The sequence below is a fragment of the Streptomyces sp. NPDC006012 genome, assembly GCF_042871185.1.
Taxonomy (GTDB): Bacteria; Actinomycetota; Actinomycetes; order Streptomycetales; family Streptomycetaceae; genus Streptomyces.
Genome location: NZ_JBIAIE010000023.1, coordinates 75,129 through 93,227 on the forward strand (window position 1 = coordinate 75,129; position 18,099 = coordinate 93,227).

Annotated in this window: 17 protein-coding genes and 1 pseudogene; 12 read left to right on the plus strand and 6 right to left on the minus strand. The window is 66.2% G+C overall.

Going from position 1 to position 18,099, the window contains the following annotated elements; translation table 11 throughout:
* Positions 1–107 precede the first annotated feature (107 nt).
* Both ACFYPJ_RS30200 and ACFYPJ_RS30205 read left to right on the plus strand, forming a co-directional pair.
* Positions 108–656, plus strand: a complete 549-nt coding sequence (locus tag ACFYPJ_RS30200; RefSeq protein WP_389023907.1) for a hypothetical protein — start codon at positions 108–110, stop codon at positions 654–656.
* 92 nt (positions 657–748) lie between these two features.
* Positions 749–1,321 (plus strand): hypothetical protein, encoded by a 573-nt coding sequence (locus ACFYPJ_RS30205; protein ID WP_389023910.1) that lies wholly within the window; start codon positions 749–751, stop codon positions 1,319–1,321.
* A 3-nt stretch (positions 1,322–1,324) separates the two neighbouring features.
* Here ACFYPJ_RS30205 and ACFYPJ_RS30210 read toward each other — a convergent pair whose 3' ends face one another.
* Positions 1,325–1,729, minus strand: coding sequence for a hypothetical protein (locus ACFYPJ_RS30210; RefSeq protein WP_389023913.1), 405 nt, complete (start codon positions 1,727–1,729; stop codon positions 1,325–1,327).
* A 244-nt stretch (positions 1,730–1,973) separates the two neighbouring features.
* On the opposite strand from ACFYPJ_RS30210, the gene ACFYPJ_RS30215 reads away from it, so the two are divergent.
* Positions 1,974–2,627, plus strand: a complete 654-nt coding sequence (locus ACFYPJ_RS30215; RefSeq protein ID WP_389023915.1) for a hypothetical protein — start codon at positions 1,974–1,976, stop codon at positions 2,625–2,627.
* Between the two features lie 688 nt (positions 2,628–3,315).
* Here ACFYPJ_RS30215 and ACFYPJ_RS30220 read toward each other — a convergent pair.
* A complete protein-coding gene (locus tag ACFYPJ_RS30220) occupies positions 3,316–3,675 on the minus strand; it encodes a VOC family protein (protein WP_389024033.1) in 360 nt (119 codons plus the stop codon).
* Positions 3,676–3,773: 98 nt separating this feature from the next.
* On the opposite strand from ACFYPJ_RS30220, the gene ACFYPJ_RS30225 reads away from it, so the two are divergent.
* The 8 genes and pseudogenes from ACFYPJ_RS30225 to ACFYPJ_RS30260 all read left to right on the plus strand — a co-directional run bounded on the left by ACFYPJ_RS30225 (position 3,774) and on the right by ACFYPJ_RS30260 (position 12,254).
* Positions 3,774–4,337 (plus strand): CGNR zinc finger domain-containing protein, encoded by a 564-nt coding sequence (locus ACFYPJ_RS30225; protein ID WP_389023918.1) that lies wholly within the window; start codon positions 3,774–3,776, stop codon positions 4,335–4,337.
* A 661-nt stretch (positions 4,338–4,998) separates the two neighbouring features.
* On the plus strand, positions 4,999–5,859 hold the full coding sequence (locus tag ACFYPJ_RS30230) for a hypothetical protein (protein ID WP_389023921.1): 861 nt from the start codon (positions 4,999–5,001) through the stop codon (positions 5,857–5,859).
* A 233-nt stretch (positions 5,860–6,092) separates the two neighbouring features.
* Positions 6,093–7,031, plus strand: a complete 939-nt coding sequence (locus ACFYPJ_RS30235) for a hypothetical protein (RefSeq protein ID WP_389023924.1) — start codon at positions 6,093–6,095, stop codon at positions 7,029–7,031.
* Between the two features lie 537 nt (positions 7,032–7,568).
* On the plus strand, positions 7,569–8,402 hold the full coding sequence (locus ACFYPJ_RS30240; protein WP_389023927.1) for a hypothetical protein: 834 nt from the start codon (positions 7,569–7,571) through the stop codon (positions 8,400–8,402).
* Positions 8,403–8,644: 242 nt separating this feature from the next.
* Positions 8,645–8,734, plus strand: a pseudogene (locus ACFYPJ_RS30245) (CGNR zinc finger domain-containing protein); the annotation flags it as partial.
* A 353-nt stretch (positions 8,735–9,087) separates the two neighbouring features.
* Complete coding sequence (locus ACFYPJ_RS30250; RefSeq protein ID WP_389023929.1) at positions 9,088–9,972, plus strand: hypothetical protein; 885 nt, start codon at positions 9,088–9,090, stop codon at positions 9,970–9,972.
* A gap of 128 nt (positions 9,973–10,100) precedes the next feature.
* Positions 10,101–10,919 carry a hypothetical protein gene (locus tag ACFYPJ_RS30255; RefSeq protein ID WP_389023932.1) on the plus strand — a complete coding sequence of 273 codons (819 nt, stop codon included), beginning with the start codon at positions 10,101–10,103 and terminating at the stop codon, positions 10,917–10,919.
* Positions 10,920–11,318: 399 nt separating this feature from the next.
* Positions 11,319–12,254: a hypothetical protein gene (locus ACFYPJ_RS30260; protein WP_389023934.1), complete on the plus strand. Its 936-nt coding sequence runs from the start codon at positions 11,319–11,321 to the stop codon at positions 12,252–12,254.
* Between the two features lie 401 nt (positions 12,255–12,655).
* Here the strand turns inward: ACFYPJ_RS30260 and ACFYPJ_RS30265 are convergent, their stop codons facing one another.
* Both ACFYPJ_RS30265 and ACFYPJ_RS30270 read right to left on the minus strand, forming a co-directional pair.
* The gene (locus ACFYPJ_RS30265) at positions 12,656–13,996 is read right to left on the minus strand and encodes a UDP-glucose dehydrogenase family protein (RefSeq protein ID WP_389023937.1); all 1,341 of its coding nucleotides are present in this window, start codon (positions 13,994–13,996) and stop codon (positions 12,656–12,658) included.
* Between the two features lie 157 nt (positions 13,997–14,153).
* Positions 14,154–14,702: an acyl-CoA thioesterase gene (locus tag ACFYPJ_RS30270; RefSeq protein WP_389023940.1), complete on the minus strand. Its 549-nt coding sequence runs from the start codon at positions 14,700–14,702 to the stop codon at positions 14,154–14,156.
* A 119-nt stretch (positions 14,703–14,821) separates the two neighbouring features.
* Here ACFYPJ_RS30270 and ACFYPJ_RS30275 point away from each other — a divergent pair, with 119 nt between their 5' ends.
* On the plus strand, positions 14,822–16,105 hold the full coding sequence (locus tag ACFYPJ_RS30275; protein ID WP_389023943.1) for an LCP family protein: 1,284 nt from the start codon (positions 14,822–14,824) through the stop codon (positions 16,103–16,105).
* A gap of 60 nt (positions 16,106–16,165) precedes the next feature.
* On the opposite strand, the gene ACFYPJ_RS30280 is transcribed toward ACFYPJ_RS30275, so the two are convergent.
* Together ACFYPJ_RS30280 and ACFYPJ_RS30285 are read right to left on the minus strand one after the other, a co-directional pair.
* Positions 16,166–16,528 carry a four-helix bundle copper-binding protein gene (locus tag ACFYPJ_RS30280; RefSeq protein ID WP_389023946.1) on the minus strand — a complete coding sequence of 121 codons (363 nt, stop codon included), beginning with the start codon at positions 16,526–16,528 and terminating at the stop codon, positions 16,166–16,168.
* A 152-nt stretch (positions 16,529–16,680) separates the two neighbouring features.
* The gene (locus tag ACFYPJ_RS30285; protein WP_389024036.1) at positions 16,681–18,057 is read right to left on the minus strand and encodes an LCP family protein; all 1,377 of its coding nucleotides are present in this window, start codon (positions 18,055–18,057) and stop codon (positions 16,681–16,683) included.
* Positions 18,058–18,099 lie beyond the last annotated feature (42 nt).

Sequence of the window (18,099 nt, forward strand, 5' to 3'; positions counted from 1 at the left end):
CTCTTAACTCCTGCCCTCTTCCCAACGGTACCGCTGTGCGTGGTCGGACGGTTGCCTAGTGCGAGCACGGCCACTGCAAGGGATGACACCGCAAGGAGGGCCCGGACATGGAGAAGCGCACACGAACGGCCACGAGGAACCCCGAGCGGTTCAGTGCGGGGATACAGGGTCGGGCCTACTGGTGCGAAGTGCTCGCGGAAGGGGAGGTGTACGGGACTCGCGAGACGGTCCCGTACGTACTCGGCACCTTCCAGACGATCTCGCCGAAACTCGCGCTGCGGTGGTTACAGGGTGAGGCCGAGCGCATCGCGGACCGGCTCGACCCGGCCCCAGAGCGCTCGGCGTGGGTCAAGCCATGGATGCAGGTGGGCACTGTGCCTGTGCCCGACTGCCCCACCGAATTTCGCTTCTGGATCGAGGACCCCGATGAGCACCACGCGGCCCGAGTTCAGCTCAAGGATGGGGCTCCGCTGTCGGTGGTCATCCCGGACAAGGGATGCCGCTTCACCTTGACTGTCTGGCCCGTGGCCGTGTCCCGGCCCGAGTCCATCCCCACACTGCCCGCCGATGACGGACAGCCGACAAGCCCCCGCCAGGGTCGCGCGAGCCACAGGAAGCCCCGGCGCTCGTCGGGGTGGTTCGCCCCCTTTCTGTGACCAGGGCGGGCCGCTCGGCACCGCATGACGGACATGGCGGAACCGAGCACCCCCAAACCTCAACCGCGCACCATGACCGAAGGAGAACAGTCGTGAACACTCTTCCCCATGCCGAGCGCACCGCGGAGCGCGCACGGGAGATCCTGACGGCCATCGAGGCCGATCCGGAGTTCGTCGCGTTCAGGGCCGCGAGCCTGCGCTATGACGAGGACTGGACGTGCTTTACCGGCGGTCCGGTCATCAGCGAGTACGACCAGGCCGACGACGCGGCCCCGCTGTTCATCGAGGGACTGCGCGCGCTCTGTCTCAAGGCCGCCGTGTTCGAGGCGACCGGCGACGAGCGCGCGGCAGAAATCCCCGTCGCCGTGCCCGTGGACGAGATGACACACGCGATGATCGCTCAGCCGCAGATCCTCGCCCGGATCACGGCTCGGGTCGGCGCGCAGATCATCCACCAGACCGACCAGGAGCACACCGACTGGACGCGGGACGACTACACCCACCAGGCGTACCGCGCCGCGTGGGGCGAGCCGCCCGCTCGGTACTGGATCACGCACGCGGAGGTGGCTCGCCGGCTCACCATCCTGCGCAGGAGGTACGAGGCGGCGGGCTTCCGCCGGATGGGTCTCGCGCACAGCATCACGTTCGAGCCCGTCCCCGCGTAGCGGCTAGCTGAGCGCCTGCCGCATCACCGTAAGCGGGTCCAGTTCCGGGAAGCGCTGCCGGATCTGCTGCTGTGCCTGAAAGATCAGGTCATCCAGAAGCACCGGAGCCGCGCCGTACAGCACCTCATGCAAGTACGGCACCACCGCGGAAGGGTCGGGCGGTAGTTGCAACTCGACCGTCAGCGGAGCGCCTTCACTCTTGTAGCGCTTCGCGGGCAGCCCGACCTTCTCGGGGTGGACACACACCGGTGTCCCGTCGCTCAAATACCGGTGACCGTCAGCCTTGTTGAACGGGCATTCCGGGGTCGGGCGCTCGAACACGTCGAACTCACCAACCGCATGGAACCGCGACGGACAGATGCCGCACGCGCGGTGGTGTACGTCGCCGTTGATGAAGGGCTCGGGCATGACCGGAGCCTAGCTTTCACCAGCACCACAGACGCCCGTTTCGGACCGCACCATCCCCTCACGGGGAAAGAGCGCCGAGAGCGGGTTGCAAGACCCGTTGCGGGGCCGCTGGGCGTGTTCAGCAACGGATGAGGGACCAAACCACGGTGCGCACTGTGCAAGGTTCCGCCCGCCCCGTCCGAGTGCTACCCCCGTGGCACACGGGCGGGGCGTCCCTTTCCGACTCCTCGTAGAAAGCTCAGCCGTGCCCGCACTCGCGCCCTACGTCGCCGCCTACAGCAACGAGCTTGGCCCCCGCGAATCTGAGTTGTGCATCGAGGTACCGCGCAACGGCGTGCCCCACATCGCGTACGTGCACCCTCGCCCGGAGGACCGCGACCCGCACGGCAACCTGTGGGCCCGCATGACCAGGCCGCCCGAGGGCGAGCGCGGGCGCGTCATGTTCGACTGCATGGACCCGCTGCGGCAGCGCGAATGCATGGCAGGGCTGCTGTGCCAGGTCTGCACGCAACCCGCCGAGACAAGCTCGGGCACGGTGTTCGTCGAATGGCAGCGCCCCGGAGAGCAACCCAAGCGGCCCGACCGGATCACCACGGACACGCCCCCCGTGTGCCGCACGTGTCTGTCGCTGTCGCTGCGACGCTGCCCGTTCCTGCGGGATGAAGAGAGCGTGAGTGTGCTGCTGGTCCGTAAGTCGGTGATCAGCGGCGTATCCGGAACGCTCTACCGAGTCAGCGACGACCTGACGCGCTGGATTCCATCCGAGCAAGACGCTTACTCCAGCTTCAACAAGCCCCGCTATCCCGGGATGCTCGCCCAACGGCTGTACCGCAAATTGCGGGGCGTGACCGTGCTGAATGCGAACGAGATTCCGCCCGCGCTGCTCACAGCCAACTGAAACCGAAAGCGCCCCGAGGGACCGCGTAGGACCGATCCACCCGGGGCTTGCCGAAACAGCTAACCAGGAGCTGAAACGACATGCGTGACTCTATCGCCCGTGCAGTGCTGTGGGTGCTGCGGCGGCTGTTGCCCGCCCGCGGAAAGCGCCGAGCCGTCTCCGTGGCACCCCCCGTGACCGGGGACGGGTCGGCGAATGCATGGTCCCGCCCGTGGCGAGGGCCGAGTGCAGTCGACGCACGCGCCATCTTCCACGCCGAGGAAACCCGCGGGCTCACCCCCGATCAACGCGAACGATGGTGGGCTGCGGCGTTCTCCGAAATCGGCGTTGACTACGACTTCCCCACCGTCAATATCACTGGCGTCCGCACCAGTTGGCAGGAGGCAGCCGCGTGACTGCCGACGAGTTCATGAACGCAATGCTCCGCCGCGAACCCGCCCCCGCCCCGTACGGCGCGGTGTGCTGCCGCTGCCGACACTGGACCTACGCCCCGGTGCCGGTCCGGTACATCGAGCGCCAGAGCGGGCCTGGAGTGACCCTGTACGCCTGCCCGAGTCACGCCGTGGGACTGGTCCCCGGCCCGGTGCTCGGAGAGCTTGACCGAGGCGCGTAGCCTCCCCGGACAGCAATACGCCCCGTGCGGCCGAGTGCCGTGCGGGGCTTCTGTGTTGTCTGACCAGCCGATACGCTAGAACGGTAAGTCGAGAGCGTTCGGATCCGCGTACACCCGCCAGCTGCGCGCCCGGTCATCCGTGTCGAGTGGCGTCGCGCCCAGGGCGAGCACGCCCTGCTCGGCCGCGTCCAGGTCCGCCACGACCAGGTCCAGGTGGAACTGCTGGGACCGGTCGGCCGCGGGCCATGTCGGCGGGACGTATCCGGGAGCCGCCTGGAAGGCCAGCGCCTGCCCGTCGGGCAGCTTCAGATCCACCCAGGAGGGGGCCGCGGGGTCCGCCTCTGCGGTGCCGCCCAGCACCCCGGCGTAGAAGGCGGCGAGCGCGCGGGGGTCCGGACAGTCCAGGACGACGACGCCCAGCTTGGCGTAGGCCATGACTCTCTCCTCGATCTTGACGATCATGGGTTACTGGTACATCTGTGCAACAGGTAACGGTTACTGCATGCTGCCCCATGGGCGGTAACGTCGCAAGCATGAGTGAGAGATCGCCCGCGCCCGGTGGACTTGCCCTGATCGAGAGCCTGGTCAACACGCTGGACATCGAAACGGGCGCCGACACATTGGACTCGGCGGACGGCCGGGCGCGCTTCGGGATCGGCCCGCAGGACCTGGCGGCGGGCCGCGAACTGCGCGAGTCACTGCGCGCCGCCCTGCTCGCCCACGGAGGCCACCCGCCGCACCGCGCGGTGACCCCGCTCGGCACACTGCTCGCGGATGCCCCGCTGTACCTGTCGGTCGACGACCGCGACGGTTCCGCCGCCCTCACCTCCGTCCCTGCCGACGCTCCGCTGTTCTCCCGGGTCGCCGCGGCCGTCGCCGAGGCGCTGGTGGCCGGCACCTGGATGCGGCTGAAGGCGTGCGAGGCGGCCACCTGCCACGGGGCGTACTACGACCGCAGCCCGGCGGCCCGTGGCCGCTGGTGCTCGATGCAGGTGTGCGGTGCGCGCGCGAAGATGCGTCGGTATCGGGCCAAGGGGTCTCCCCCCGCCCGCCTCCACCACACACACGATCAGCAGGAACACATCCCGACCGCCTGACCGCGACCTTCCCACCCGGTTACCCCCGGAAACCCGCTCCCACCTTGTTGAACCATCGGCAGGTGGGAGCCGTTGCTTCAAAAGTAGTCTGCCGGTCCCCGAAGGAGGTCCTTCCGTGCCAGCATATTCCGATGAGGCTCTTACTAAGCTACTGAATTCGAGAGACAAAGGAAACCTGCCCAAATTAGGGGAAAGAGTCAAAGTCACGGTCGGGCACAGAGCCGAATATATTGACATCCGCAGATGGCTCGACGTTCAGTTCAGGGCAGGGAGGGCTCGCGGATATAAGGGGGACCTGGTCCCGGCGCTTAGAAAGCACGGCTTTGTAGTCGAATCTTTCGAATTTATTCCTGGGGCGACACGTCTGCGGGACGACTCAAGGAAAGCCCAGGACCACAGTCAAGCCGGTGACTCCCCCAGGCGGGAGAGGGAAAGGCCTCGCGCTTCGCAGGATCCGGCGATACCGGACAGATTCCCCGGCCGGTCGGGCTCGGCAGAAGCAAGTCTGCCCCCCAGGCCCGGCAATGCAACGGAAACCGGCGCCCTGGCACACATCCAAGCCGGTGACTCCTACAGACGAGCGGTGGAAAGTCCTCGCGCTCCGGAGGTCCAGGAGGTACCGAACAGCTCCCACGGGCGAGGGGAAAGCCCTCGGGCTTCGGTGGATCAGGTGGTACCGGCTGCCGGTGCGTACCTGAACTTCGCGTCCGGCTATTGGGCGGAAAGCGGCGCACAGGACCTCGTGATGACCCCCGCCCCTGGGATGGTCGGCGGTCAGGTCAATTATCTCCAGGGACTGGATTTTACAGCCTTTGATCAGGATTTCGGCGATCCAATGGATTTTTTCGGCCCGGGGGTAGCGCAGGAAAGTTTGGGGCACGCAGGTTCGGCTGCGCTCCCCAGCGCGACCAATGGTTTCGTGCCGGAAGTTCCGGTTGTTTCCGTCGGCTCAACCCGTGGTTTCGAGGATTACGTTGCCTTCCCGGACGAGGTCGATGCAGGCTTGAACGTCGAGCCCGGATATCAGGCGGTAACCGGCGTTTCGGGCTACGCCATTCCGGAGGAAGCTCGGATCGGTGTCGAGAATTTCATGAGGGAAAACCCTGATTGGCGGGAAATCCTCTACGGCCCTGCCGCACCGGGCTACCCGCCGCAGCAAGGTTTCGACGGAACGGACCACGGTCCGTCCCCTGTGGGCCACGACCAAAGCGGTTCGTCCCGCATCCTCGTCGGCGGCTACGCCCTTGAAACTCAGTCTCCGCACAACTCGGCCGGCACGTCTGACTTGACGGAGGCGGAGTGGCGGGTGACGCGACTGGAGGAGAAAGTGGTGCGGCTGCAGGAGTTGCAGGCACCGCGGGCGCAACTGCTGCAGGGGCAGGCACAGGAAGGGGCTCAGGGGACGGGTCGGGGCACGCCTGACTTGACGGAGGCGGAGAGGCAGGTGACGCGACTGGAGGAGGCGGTGGCGCGGCTGCAGAATCGGTTGCAGGCGCAGCAGGGGAGGGCGCCGAAGCGTTGACCGACCGCTGGGGTCCGGTGGAGATCCGGGTCCGGCCGTCACCTGACGGTCCGCTCCTGCTCCGGCCTTGCCCGGGTGAACCTTGCACGGAGGAAACCCGGACGGATAGGGATACTCCCCGATCAGTTGATCGCGACCCTTCCCAGACAACCCGCTCCCACCCCGGTGAACCATCGGCAGGTGGGATCCGTTTACTGCAGGAGAAGCCTGCCGGTTCCTGAAAGGGGTCCTCCGTGGAGAGGGACGATGCTTTTACAACGCTACTGAATAAAATAGCCGACAGAGGAGAGAGCCTCCCCAAGGCGAAGAAAAAGGTCGGGGTTATGCCAAGGAGCGAGGCCGATGAATTCGACCTCGGCCGGTGGCTTTATAAGCACGGATATTCAGGGACGGCGAGTGAATATCCGGATGCTCTGCTCAAGGCGGCGAAGAGGCATGGCTATGAACCCGCAGATCTTGATGTTGGGGCCCACGGTCATCCACACGGCACGTCGAAAAAAGACGAACGCCGCGACCACCCCAGTAACCCTCACGGGCCTGCTGGGGAGGGTTCTCGCGTTGCGGATGCTCAGATGGCACCGGAGAGTATCCCTCATCCGTTGGTCCCGGCCGGTGCAGATCTGAACCCTGTGTCCAGCTACTGGGCGGTCACCAACGCACAGAGCTATGCAATGACGATGGACATCCATCAAGTCAATCATCCCCAGGATCCTGATTTCGGCGATTCACTGGAATTTGCCGACAGCCTCCCGGACATAATGCAGGGCGGTTTCGAGGGTCATGCAGATTCGGCTGTGCTCTCTGGCCCGGCCAGTGGTGATATGTGGGAATTCCCACTTGTTCCCGACAACTCGACCGTTGGTTTCGGGCATCAGTGGGGATACGTTGCCTTCCCGGTCCAGTCTGACGATGAGGTCGATCTAGATTCAACCGGTATGGAGTATGACCAACACGCTGAGCCGGGCAGCTCAAGCGGTCCGTCTGACAACCCCATTGGCAACGCCGCCTCTGAAAATCTACCTCCGCTTAGCCCGGCCGACCGGCCCGGGACTCCGGCGACGGGCTGGCGGAGGCCTTTCGAGACGAGGTTGGCAGCATTGGAGCAGGGCATAGATGCCCTGTACCGGCAGCGGGCGGGTGCGCAGCGGCGGGGGAGTTCGCCGGGGCGTTGATGGTCCGTCGGCTTTCCGGTGGTGATCCGGTTCCGGCCGGCACCTGATGGTTCGCCTCTGCTCCGGCCTTTGATGCTCGGTATCGGGCCAAGGGGGCGTGAGTTGCCGGCGGTTCGGCGCTCGTGCCGTGGAACGACGGAGCAGAATGCGGATGGGCGCCGGTTCGGCCGACTGAGCCTCGGCCGAACCGGCGTCACGTTCCAGTGCTTTCCTGGTGATCATTTCCTGCTCGTACCAGGGGTCTCCCGCCCTGCCTCCGCCCCCGCCACAGGCACGGCCAGCAGGAATACACCCCGACCGCGACCTCCTCCCGGCAACCCGCTCTCATTCTGGTGAACCATCGGAAAGCGGGAGCCGTTATCAGGGACAAGTCTGCCGGTTCCTGCAGGAGGTCTCCGTGCCACGGACAGTTCCCGACGAAGCTTATTTTGCGATACTGGCGAGCAGGGGGAAAGGAGATTTGACCCAATCGGATGAATTTATTCGAATGGAAATAGATGATAAGAAAGCGAGGGGGGGGGTAAAGAAGTCATAGCTGTGGATTTCTATCGCTGGTTTGAGAATCAGAAAAGGATGGGGAGGTTTCCCAAATACTCGACGGACCTGGTCAAAGGTTTTGAGAAGCATGGCTACAAACCCGAAAAATATGGTGAAGGGTATCGCATCGTACCCATCGAGCCAGGAGAACAAAGGGACCGCGATCAACTCGGCAAATCCCAGGGGCGAGGGGAAAGCTCTCGGGCTTGGGGGGCTCAGGTGGCACCGGAGAGCATCCCTGGCCCGTCGAGCTTGGCCGGTGTAGACCTGAACCGCGCGTCCGGCTATTGGGAGAACGCCGGCGCACAGAGCGACGCAATGATGACCGACGGTCAGGTCAATCATCCCCAGGAACTTGATTTGGCGGCCTGGAATCGGGATTTCCGCGATTCAATGGATTTTTTCGACGGCCCCCCTGGCGTAGCGCCGGACAGTTTCGGGGACCATGCAGGTTCGGCTGTGCTCTCCTACCCGACCAATGGGTTCGTGCAGGAAGTTCCGATTGTTCCCGTCAACCCGAATGGTGGTTTCGAGAATCAGTGGGGATACGTTGCCTTCCCGGTCGAGTCTCAGGATGACTTCGGTCAACCTTCAACCAGTATGGAGTATGGCCAACCCGGTGTGGTATTCAGCCCAAGCAGTCTGTTTTATAACCCCATTGGCAATGCCGCCTCTGGAAATCTACCTCCGCACAGCCCGGCCAACCGGCCCGAGACTCCGACGGCGTGGCAGCGCACGCCCGTCCAGGGGTTGGAGGAGGGATTGGAGTGGATCATACGGGAACTGCGCCGGCAACAGGCGCGGAGGACGAGCAGGCAGGGGAATGCGCGGTAGATTCGATGGACCGCCCGTTTTCCGCTCGTGATCCGTTTCCGGCCGTCAGCTGACGGTTCGCTTCTGCGTGGGCTTCTGCCCCGATGAACCCCACACGGAAAAAGAGACCTGGACCGCCCTGGGCCCGTGGCCCCGGGACAGCCGCAGTGTGAAGCGGTCGACTCCTGCTCACGAACGCGCAGGGGAATGCTCACGAAAACGCAGCGCGAACGGGGCGAGCCTTGCTGGGAGTGCTACTGCCGCGGCCTCGGGCGGGCCAGGGCCGGTGGTGCTCGATGCAGGTGTGCGGGGCGCGCGCGAAGATGCGCCGGTATCGGGCCAAGGGGGCGTGAGGCGCGGGCGGTTCGTCGCTCGTGCTGCGGTGCGACGGGGCAGAATGCGGCGGGGCGCCGGTTCGGCCGACTGAGCCTCGGGCGAACCGGGGTCCGTGCTGTCCGGGCGAAGCCCCGAACGTGCAGAGGTGAGTGTTCGCGGCGGCGCCGTGGCCACCGACGGCTGCCGCCGCACTTCCAGTGAGCGCAGCGCTCAGGCGGTCGGGCGGCCCACCGCGTGGTAGGTCCAGCCGGCCCGTTCGCCGCGCTGATCCGACCCCAGGTTGCGGGCCTACTACGGCACCCTCAGGGTGAACCATCTGAAGGCGGCAGCCGTTGTAAAGAAGCAGTCTGCCGATCGGAGGAAACATTCCATGAGGTACACAATTTCCGATGAGGCTCTTGAGGTGGTGCTGAACAGTCGAGAGCCAGGTAACCTTCCCAAGCCAAAAGAGCTGGTGACAGTAACCGTTAAAGGTAAAAGTGAGGCTTTTGTTTTTTATTCCTGGTTTTATACCCAAATATCGACAGGGAGGACCCGGTCTTACTCGCCGAACCTGATCAAAGCGCTTGAAAAGCACGGCTGGGTGCCGGAGCGTATTGGGGATAGGGTGGGGCTGAAGGTCAAGGAGTCGCAAATAATGTCGGGCGATTGCGGATCCGGTAACTCCCAGGGGCGAGCGGGGGAAAGTTCTCGGGCTCCGCAGGCCAGGGAGACAGGGGGAAATCCGGCTGGGCAGTCGCGGGCGGGTGATGCGTGCCTTGATTCGTGGGAATCTAACTACGAAGACTGGCTCCGACAATTTCCAGGATTGGCCGTCGATCCGTTCTTCGGTCTCGGGTATCCGCGAGTTGCGGATGTTTCCCTTGGCTTGCCGGATGGTCTGGTGGGACCCGGTACACAGGGCCTCTCGACCCAGCCTGACGGGAGCTTCAACCCAACCTTTGCCCCGCGCGCCTGGGGAACTCAGTCGCAGTTCGGCACCGGTATGCCCTATGCCCCGAACATCACCGGGATTAACAACCCCCTTGCCCCGCACGCCTGGGGAACTCAGCCGCAGTCCGGCACCGGTATGCCCTATAACCCGGATATCGGGGACATCACCGGGATGAACAGCCCTTTTGCCGGGCGTTCCCGGGGAACTCAGCCGCAGTTCGGCCGGACTGACCGGCAGCGGCAGTCGTCCTCGCAGGGGGAGCGGACGGACCAGCAGTGGCAGGCGCCGTCGCAGGGGAAGGGGAAGGCGTCGCGCCGTTGATGGACCCCGTACGGGCAGCCTTCGGTCGTCGTACGCCTTCCCGAACAACCCGCACCCCTGGGTGAACCATCCGGAGGCAGGAGCCGTTACAGCAGGAGAAGTCCGCCGATCCTTGGAGGGAAGCGCTCATGCCATTTATTCCCGATGAAGCTATTTTGGCGCTGCTGGAAAATCGACCTCGAGACCGGATGCCCAAGGAAGGTGAACCGGTAAAGTTATCCTATAGAAATGAGAAAGGGGAAGACAAAGAAATATCGTTTACCTGGTCGAAGTGGGTTTCTGACCGGATGACGTATGGGAGGGTCCGGGGCTATTCGGACAAGATGAAAGCAGCACTTGGGAAGCATGGCTACGAACCCGAATATGATGGGCGTGCATTCATGTTGCACTACGATCCGTCGCTCATACCCGGGGGTCAATCCGGTAATTCTCAGGGGCGAGGGGAAAGTTCTGTCAGTTCTGTCGGTCAGTCGGGTTCGGCCGATGCACGCTTGTACCCCGGGTCCGGCTATCCGGCCGGAATCAGCCCACAGGACCATGCCGTGCTCCCCTCCGTGGAGCATGGCCAAAGCGGCGATTTCGGGCAATCTAATTGGGTGGACTCGGTCCAGGATTACTACCCTTTTGAGCGCCAAATCGATGATTTCTTTCCAGTCGATCAGGATGGGTATCTTGATCCGCCCCCCGTCTTTTTGAATCAGGGGGCGGGTTCGCAAGGCTTTTCGGATCAGGCTCACGGTAATTTCGGGCAATTCCCAACCGGTGGCTATGACCCGAACATCGGGGACGTCAGCGGGCCTGGTAACCCCTTTGCCCGGCAGGCCCGGGGAACTGAGTCGCAGTTCGGCTGGACTGGCCGGCGGTGGCAGCCGTCATCGCAGGGGGAGCGGACGGACCAGCGGTGGCAGGCGCCGTCGCAGGGGAAGGGGAAGGCGTCGCGCCGTTGATGGACTGTCCGGGGTGGTCCGGCTCGTGGTGGGAGGTGATCCGTGGGGCGCCGGGTGCCTTCAGAGCCATCCAGTCCTCGTCCTCGACGTTGGGGGACGCCACCCACGATTGCCGCGTAGCACGGCGAGCCGCAGCGGGTCTGGGCAGTCGAGTACGACGGAACGGAATGCGCGCCTCGTCCGGCCCCGTGTCGTCGTTGCCGCGGCGGTCACCCCTCGGCTGTCACCCGGGAACGGCGACGTGCGGCAGCCCTCGCCGCGCTGGGGGTGGACTACCCGTACGGGCAGCCTTCGGTCGTCGTACGCCTTCCCGAACAACCCGCACCCCTGGGTGAACCGTCCGGAGGCAGGAGCCGTTACAGCAGGAGAAGTCCGCCGATCCTTGGAGGGAAGCGCTCCATGCCAATTGCTCCCGATGCAGCTATTACGGCGCTGCTGGAAAATCGAACTCACGGCCAGCTGCCCAAGATAGGTGAATTGACAACGTTAGCCTATAGAAATTGGAAAGGGGAAGACAAAGAAGCAAGGTTTACCTGGTCGACGTGGATTCTTAGGCAGACGCTGCAGGGGAGGATTGGGGACTACTCGGACAAGATGGTCGCAGCACTTAAGAAGCACGGCTACAAACCCAAATATAATGGGGATGTATACTATCTGGAATACGACGCGTCGCTCATACAGCGGGGCCAATCCGGTAATTCTCAGGGGCTAGGGGAAAGTTCTGTCACTTCCGTCGGTCAGTCGGGTTCGGCCGATGCAGGCCTGTACCCCGGGTCCGGCTACCCGGCCGGAATCAGCCCACAGGACCATGCCGTGCTCTCCTCCGAGCACGGCCAAAGCGGCGATTCCCAGGAATTTAATTGGGTGGACTCGGTCCCAAATTCCAATCTTTTGGAGGACCACAACCTACTCGCGGATCTCGAGTCCCCCTGGGATCTCGGGATTCCAGTCGATCAGGATGGGTCTCTCGCTCAGGCCCCCGTTTTTTTGAATCAGGTGGGGGCGGGTTCGCAAGGCTTTTCGGATGGGGCTTACGGTAATTTCGGGCAATTCCAAACCGATGGCTATGCCTCGAACATCTGGGACATCACCGGGATTAACAACCCCCTTGCCCCGCACGCCTGGGGAACTCAGCCGCAGTCCGGCACCGGTATGCCCTATAACCCGAATATCGGGGACATCACCGGGATTAACAGCCCCCTTGCCGGGCATTCCCGGGGAACTCAGTCGCAGTTCGGCGGGACTGGCCAGCAGCGGCAGTCGTCCTCGCAGGGGGACCGGACGGACCAGCAGCTGCAGGCGCCCAAGGGGAAGAGGAAGGCGACGCGACGCTGACGGACCGCCCGGGTTCGGCAGAGCGCCGGTTCCGGACGTCGCCTCACTGCGGCTGCCCCGCTGCCGTACCCGCGGGGCGAACAGCGCCAACTCCCGCCGGGCCGCCGGGTGTACACGGACCGTAGCCCCGGGGACCGTTGCCGCTCGTGCCGTGGGAGCGGTGGTGCAGAATGCAGCAGAGCGCCGGTTCGGCCGACTGAGCCTCGGCCGAACCGGCGTCCGTGCCCGGAAGGGTCTCCCCGTACACCGGCCACTACAACGGTCTTTGCAGCAGTTCCTGCAATGGTCTCTTGCTGTGGCCGGGAGACGCGGCCGGGAGATTGTGCCGGCCGCGACTGTGCCGCGGCGCAGACCACCGGCGGCATCGCGGAACCCCGGGCGGGTCGCCCACGGCGGTCGCGCTACGCGGTCGGGCGGCCCATCGCGCGATACGTCCAGTCGGCCTGGCGCCACACCTGGGGGTCCAGCGCGTTGCGGCCGTCGAGGAGCAGCCGCGTGGACGCGACCTCACCCAGCGCGGCCGGGTCCAGCTCGCGGAACTCCCGCCACTCGGTGAGGTGCAGGACGACGTCCGCGCCCCGGACCGCCTCCAGCGCCGAGTCCGCGTAGCCGAGTGTCGGGAAGAGACGGCGGGCGTTGTCCATGCCCTTCGGGTCGTACACCGTCACCTGGCCGCCCTGGAGGTGGATCTGACCGGCCACGTTGAGCGCGGGGGAGTCCCGGACGTCGTCCGAGTCGGGCTTGAAGGCGGCGCCGAGCACCGCGACCCGCGTGCCCAGGAAAGAACCGCCCACCGCCTCCCGGGCCATCTCGACCATCAGGCCGCGGCGCCGCATGTTGATGGAGTCGATCTCACGAAGGAAGGTCAGCGCCTGGTCCGCGCCCAGCTCGCCCGCCCGGGCCATGAACGCCCGGATGTCCTTGGGCAGACAGCCGCCGCCGAAACCGATCCCGGCGCGCAGGAACTTCTTTCCGATCCGGTCGTCGTGGCCGATGGCCTCGGCCAGCCTGGCCACGTCGCCGCCCGCGGCCTCGCACACCTCCGCCATCGCGTTGATGAACGAGATCTTGGTCGCCAGGAAGGAGTTGGCCGCGGTCTTCACCAGCTCGGCGGTCGGGAAGTCGGTCACCACGAACGGGCTGCCCTCGCCGACCGGCGTCGCGTACACCTCCCGCAGCACCTTCTCCGCCCGCTCGCTGCGCACGCCCACCACGATCCGGTCCGGGTGCAGGGTGTCCTCGACGGCGAAGCCCTCCCGCAGGAACTCCGGGTTCCAGGCCAGCTCGGCATCGGCCCCGGCGGGCGCGTGCTCGGCCAGATAGGCGGCCAGGCGGTCCGCGGAGCCGACGGGCACGGTGGACTTGCCGACGACGAGGGCGGGGCCGGTGAGGTGGGGCGCCAGCGAGGCGAAGGCCGCGTCGACGTACGACATGTCCGCCGCGTACTCGCCGTACTTCTGGGGGGTGTTCACACAGACGAAGTGCACATCGCCGAACTCCGCGATCTCGGCCCAGTCCATGGTGAACCGCAGCCGCCCGGTGGCGCCCTCGATGCCGGCCACGTGCCGGCGCAGCAACTCCCGGAGCCCGGGCTCGTACATCGGGACCTCGCCGCGCCGCAGCAGGTCGATCTTCTCCGGCACGATGTCGAGTCCCAGCACCTCGAAGCCCAGCTCGGCCATGGCCGCGGCGTGCGTGGCGCCGAGGTAGCCGGTGCCGATCACGGTGATCTTCAGGCTCATGGGGGGCTCCCGAGGGGGTACGGATGCGATGCGAGGGCCGAGCATAGCCGGGGGCCGTTCGCGCGCTCACGCGGGCAACTTTCCCGCTGTCGTCAACCGCGGGTGGGCGTGCCGTGGACGGCTCCCTGAACTCAAGGGGGCGAAAGCCGGCCGGCCCTCAGTCGTGGAACCCGTCCGCCGCCCGCCGTTCGCGCAGTTCCAGGATCTCCCGGCGGCGGGCGAGGCGGTGGGTGCGGCGGATCTGGGCCTCCTGGTGGCGGCGGCGGTCCTGGTCGGTCTCCGGGAGGACCGCCGGGAGCCGACGGGGCTTGCCGTCCGCGTCCACGGCCGCGAAGACCAGGTACGCGGAGCCGACATGGGTGGCCGGGGTCGACTCGTTCCAGCGTTCGGCGATGACCCGCACGCCGATCTCCATCGAGGTCCGGCCGGTCCAGTTGACCTGCGCCTGCACGTGAACCAGGTCACCGACGCGGACCGGTTCGAGGAAGGCCATCTCGTCCATCGACGCGGTCACGGCCGGACCGCCGCTGTGCCGGCCGGCCACCGCGCCCGCCGCGTCGTCGACCAGCTTCATGATCACGCCGCCGTGCACCGTACCCAGCAGGTTCGTGTCGTTGAGGGTCATGATGTGGCTGAGTGTGGTGCGGGACGCCGAGGTTGGCTTGCCTGGAATGTCCGAATCTGCTTCGGCGGCCGGGTCTGTCATGAGCCCCACCATATGTCGAGCTGACACCTGGCGGATTTGTGTCAGGTTGGCAACAGCGGCGCTCTTATTTTCCGACGGCCCTTGTAAGCCATATGGCCCTGCCCTGCACACTGGGGCGCATGAATGATTGGCCCGAGGGATGGTCCGACGACAACCGCAACAACGGGTACGGCCGCGGTAGCGCCGGCGAGCGGCCCGAGGGCGCCCGATCCATGCGGCAGGTCAGGCGCGGTCAGGTGCCCGGGCAGGGTGGGTACGGCAACCCCGGCCCGCCGGCGCCCCCGTACGGCGGCGGGATCCCGCAGCAGCCGTCGTACGGTGACGGCTACGGCGGTCAGCAGGGCTACGACAACGGCTACAACTCGGGCCAGGTCTACGGCGCAGCCGGCGGCGGTCCTGGGGGACCGCAGCCGTACGGCCCGGAGCGGAACTGGCGGCGCCGCATCAAGTGGACCGCGATCGTCGTGGTCAGCGCGCTCGTGGTCACCGGCGTGGGGACCTACTTCTGGGCCGATTCCAAACTGAACCGGGACGTCGACCTCTCGAAGGTCATCGACCGGCCCGAGGCGGGCGAGGGCACGAACTACCTGATCGTCGGCTCCGACAGCCGCGCGGGCATGTCCTCGGAGCAGAAGAAGCAGCTGCACACCGGCTCCGCCGAAGGAAAGCGGACCGACTCGATGATGATCCTGCACGTCGGTGACAACGGCGACACGCTGGTCTCGCTGCCGCGCGACTCGGACGTGGAGATCCCGAGCTACAAGGGGTCGAGCTCCGGCAAGGTCTACCAGGGCCAGGGCCGGCACACGAAGCTCAACGCGGCGTACGCGGAGGACGGGCCGACGCTGCTGGTCCGCACGGTCGAGTTCAACACCGGCCTGCGCATCGACCACTACGTGGAGATAGGCTTCGGCGGCTTCGCGAGCATCGTGGACGCGGTCGGCGGTGTCGAGATCACCATCGACAAGGGCTTCAAGGACAAGTACTCGGGCGCCGACTTCCAGGCGGGCACGCAGACGCTGAACGGCGAGGAGGCGCTGGCCTTCGTCCGTACCCGGCACGCCTTCGCCACCTCCGACCTGGAGCGCACCAAGAACCAGCAGAAGTTCCTGTCGGCGCTGGCCCACCAGGTGGCCACGCCCGGCACGATCCTGAACCCGTTCAAGCTCTACCCGACGCTGGGTGCGGGCCTGGACTCGCTGACCGTCGACAAGGACATGAGCCTGTGGGACCTGGCGTCCATGTTCTGGGCGATGAAGGGTGTCAGCGGCGGCGACGGCACTTCGATGAACATGCCGATCTCCGGCTCCAGCGGCGGCAACCTCCTGTGGGACAAGTCCAAGGTGAAGACGCTGGTGAACGAGTTGAAGAACGACGAGAAGGTCACCGTCACCGGCGACTGACCCCGGAGTGCGGGCACCAAGGGCACCCCGGAGGGTGCCCTTGGGTCGGGCGGGCGAGGATCACATACGCGAGGACGCCATCGCGCGGCAGGTCTCCACGCAGCGGCGGCACGCCTCGGCGCACCGCTGCATCTGCGCGTCGTCCGGCATGGTCATGCACGCCTCGGCGCACATCTCGCACATCTTGGCGCACATGGCGCACATCTCCGCGGCCATCGGCGAGCGCCGCATCATCATGTCCGCGCACATGCGGGTCATCTCGGAACAGTCCAGGAGCGTCCGCATGATCTGCATCTGGGCCTGGCCGCCCATGGACAGACAGGAGCTCATCGTCTCCTCGCACACGCTGTGGCAGTTCATGCACGCCTGAATGCAGTCCTGCATCTGCTGGGACAGGGCAGGCATGGTTCCGGGCTGGGTCATGGTTCCTCCAGGGGGACGAAAGGGCCACGGCGGGCCCCGGTGCTTCCGTCTTACGCTGGACCGGTATGTACCGCCATCCGAGAGATCGACGTGAACGGGCGATAGCTACGGATATTGGGCGGTTTGTTCGGTCGACTGATCCCGGGGAACGCTCAGCCCTTCCCGGAGCAGACCACCTCGTCCCCGCGCACCGCCCCCGTCTCGCCCTGCGGCGGCGCCGGCACCTTCACCGTGCGGACCGCGTGGAAGTCCGCCCCGGCGATCACCTTCACCACCGGCCCCTGCCCCGGCACCGCCCGCAGCTCGCCGCCGGGCAGCGCCGCCGCCACGGACCTGGCCGAGCGGTCCCAGCGGGGATCGTAGACGATCACCGTGCGCCGTACGTTCTGCTCGGCCGAGGTCACCGGCTGATGGGTGGTGGCGAAGCCCGCCGCGGCCAGGGCCGCGTCCACCCGCCTGGCGAGCCCGGCCGTGCCGGTGCCGTTCTCCACCTGCACCCGGATCTGCTGCGGCGCCACCTCCACCGGCATGGCCCGGGCCCGCGCCGGCTTGCGGTCCACGGTGATCGGCTGGTCCTCGCGCAGGGACGTGAACAGCTTCGCCGACCCGGCCGCGTCCCACTTCAGCGTCGAGCCGATGCCCTTGACCGGGAACGCCATCTGCCCGATCGGCACGGTCGTGAACTCGGAGGACGAGGGGGAGAAGTTCCGCATCGCCCGGCCCAGGTCCAGCAGCTCGTCCGTGCCGAACGCGGTGTCCGCCCGGACCGAGCCCAGCACCGCCCGCGACACGTCCCGGAACCTGATCGGGTTCAGCAGCACCCCCGACGAGGTCGCCCGCTCGATCAGTGCAGCCAGGAACCGCTGCTGACGCTGCATCCGGCCCAGGTCGCTGGCCCCGTCGACATGCCGCGCGCGGACGTACTGCAACGCCTGCCCGCCGACCAGCGTGTGCGCGCCGGGCGTCAGGTTGAGGCCGGTGTGCGAGTCCTTCAGCGGCTGCGCGGTGCAGATCCGGACCCCGCCGAGCACGTCCACGGTCTTCATGAAGCTGGTGAAGTCGACCTCCAGATAGTGGTCGATCTTCACGTGGGTCATGTTCTCCACGGTGCGCACGGTCAGCTGCGGGCCGCCCTCGGCATAGGCCGCGTTGAGCTTCACCGGATGCGCGCCGTGCCGCAGCCCCGTGGTCCCGTCGAGGTGCTCGGGCACCTCGGCGTACGAGTCGCGCGGCAGGCTCACCACGGTGGCCCGTTCCCGGTTCTCCGAGATGTGCACGATCATGATGGTGTCGGTGCAGTGGCAGGGGGCGCCGCCCAGCCGGAACCGCCGCCGCTCCACCTCGGAGATCTTGTCCCGGCCGTCGGTGCCGACCAGCAGGACGTTCATGCCGTGCCCGCCGCTCGGCCGGTTCTTCATGTCCTTGAACGGGTCCACCCGGGCGATGTCCGCGTCCAGGCTGGTGACCACCGCGTGCCCGATCCCCGCCGAGGCCAGCACCACTACGGACAGCGTCGTCACCGCCCGCATGGCCCAGCGGGGCCGCTTGGGGCGCACGGGCCGCACTGTCCG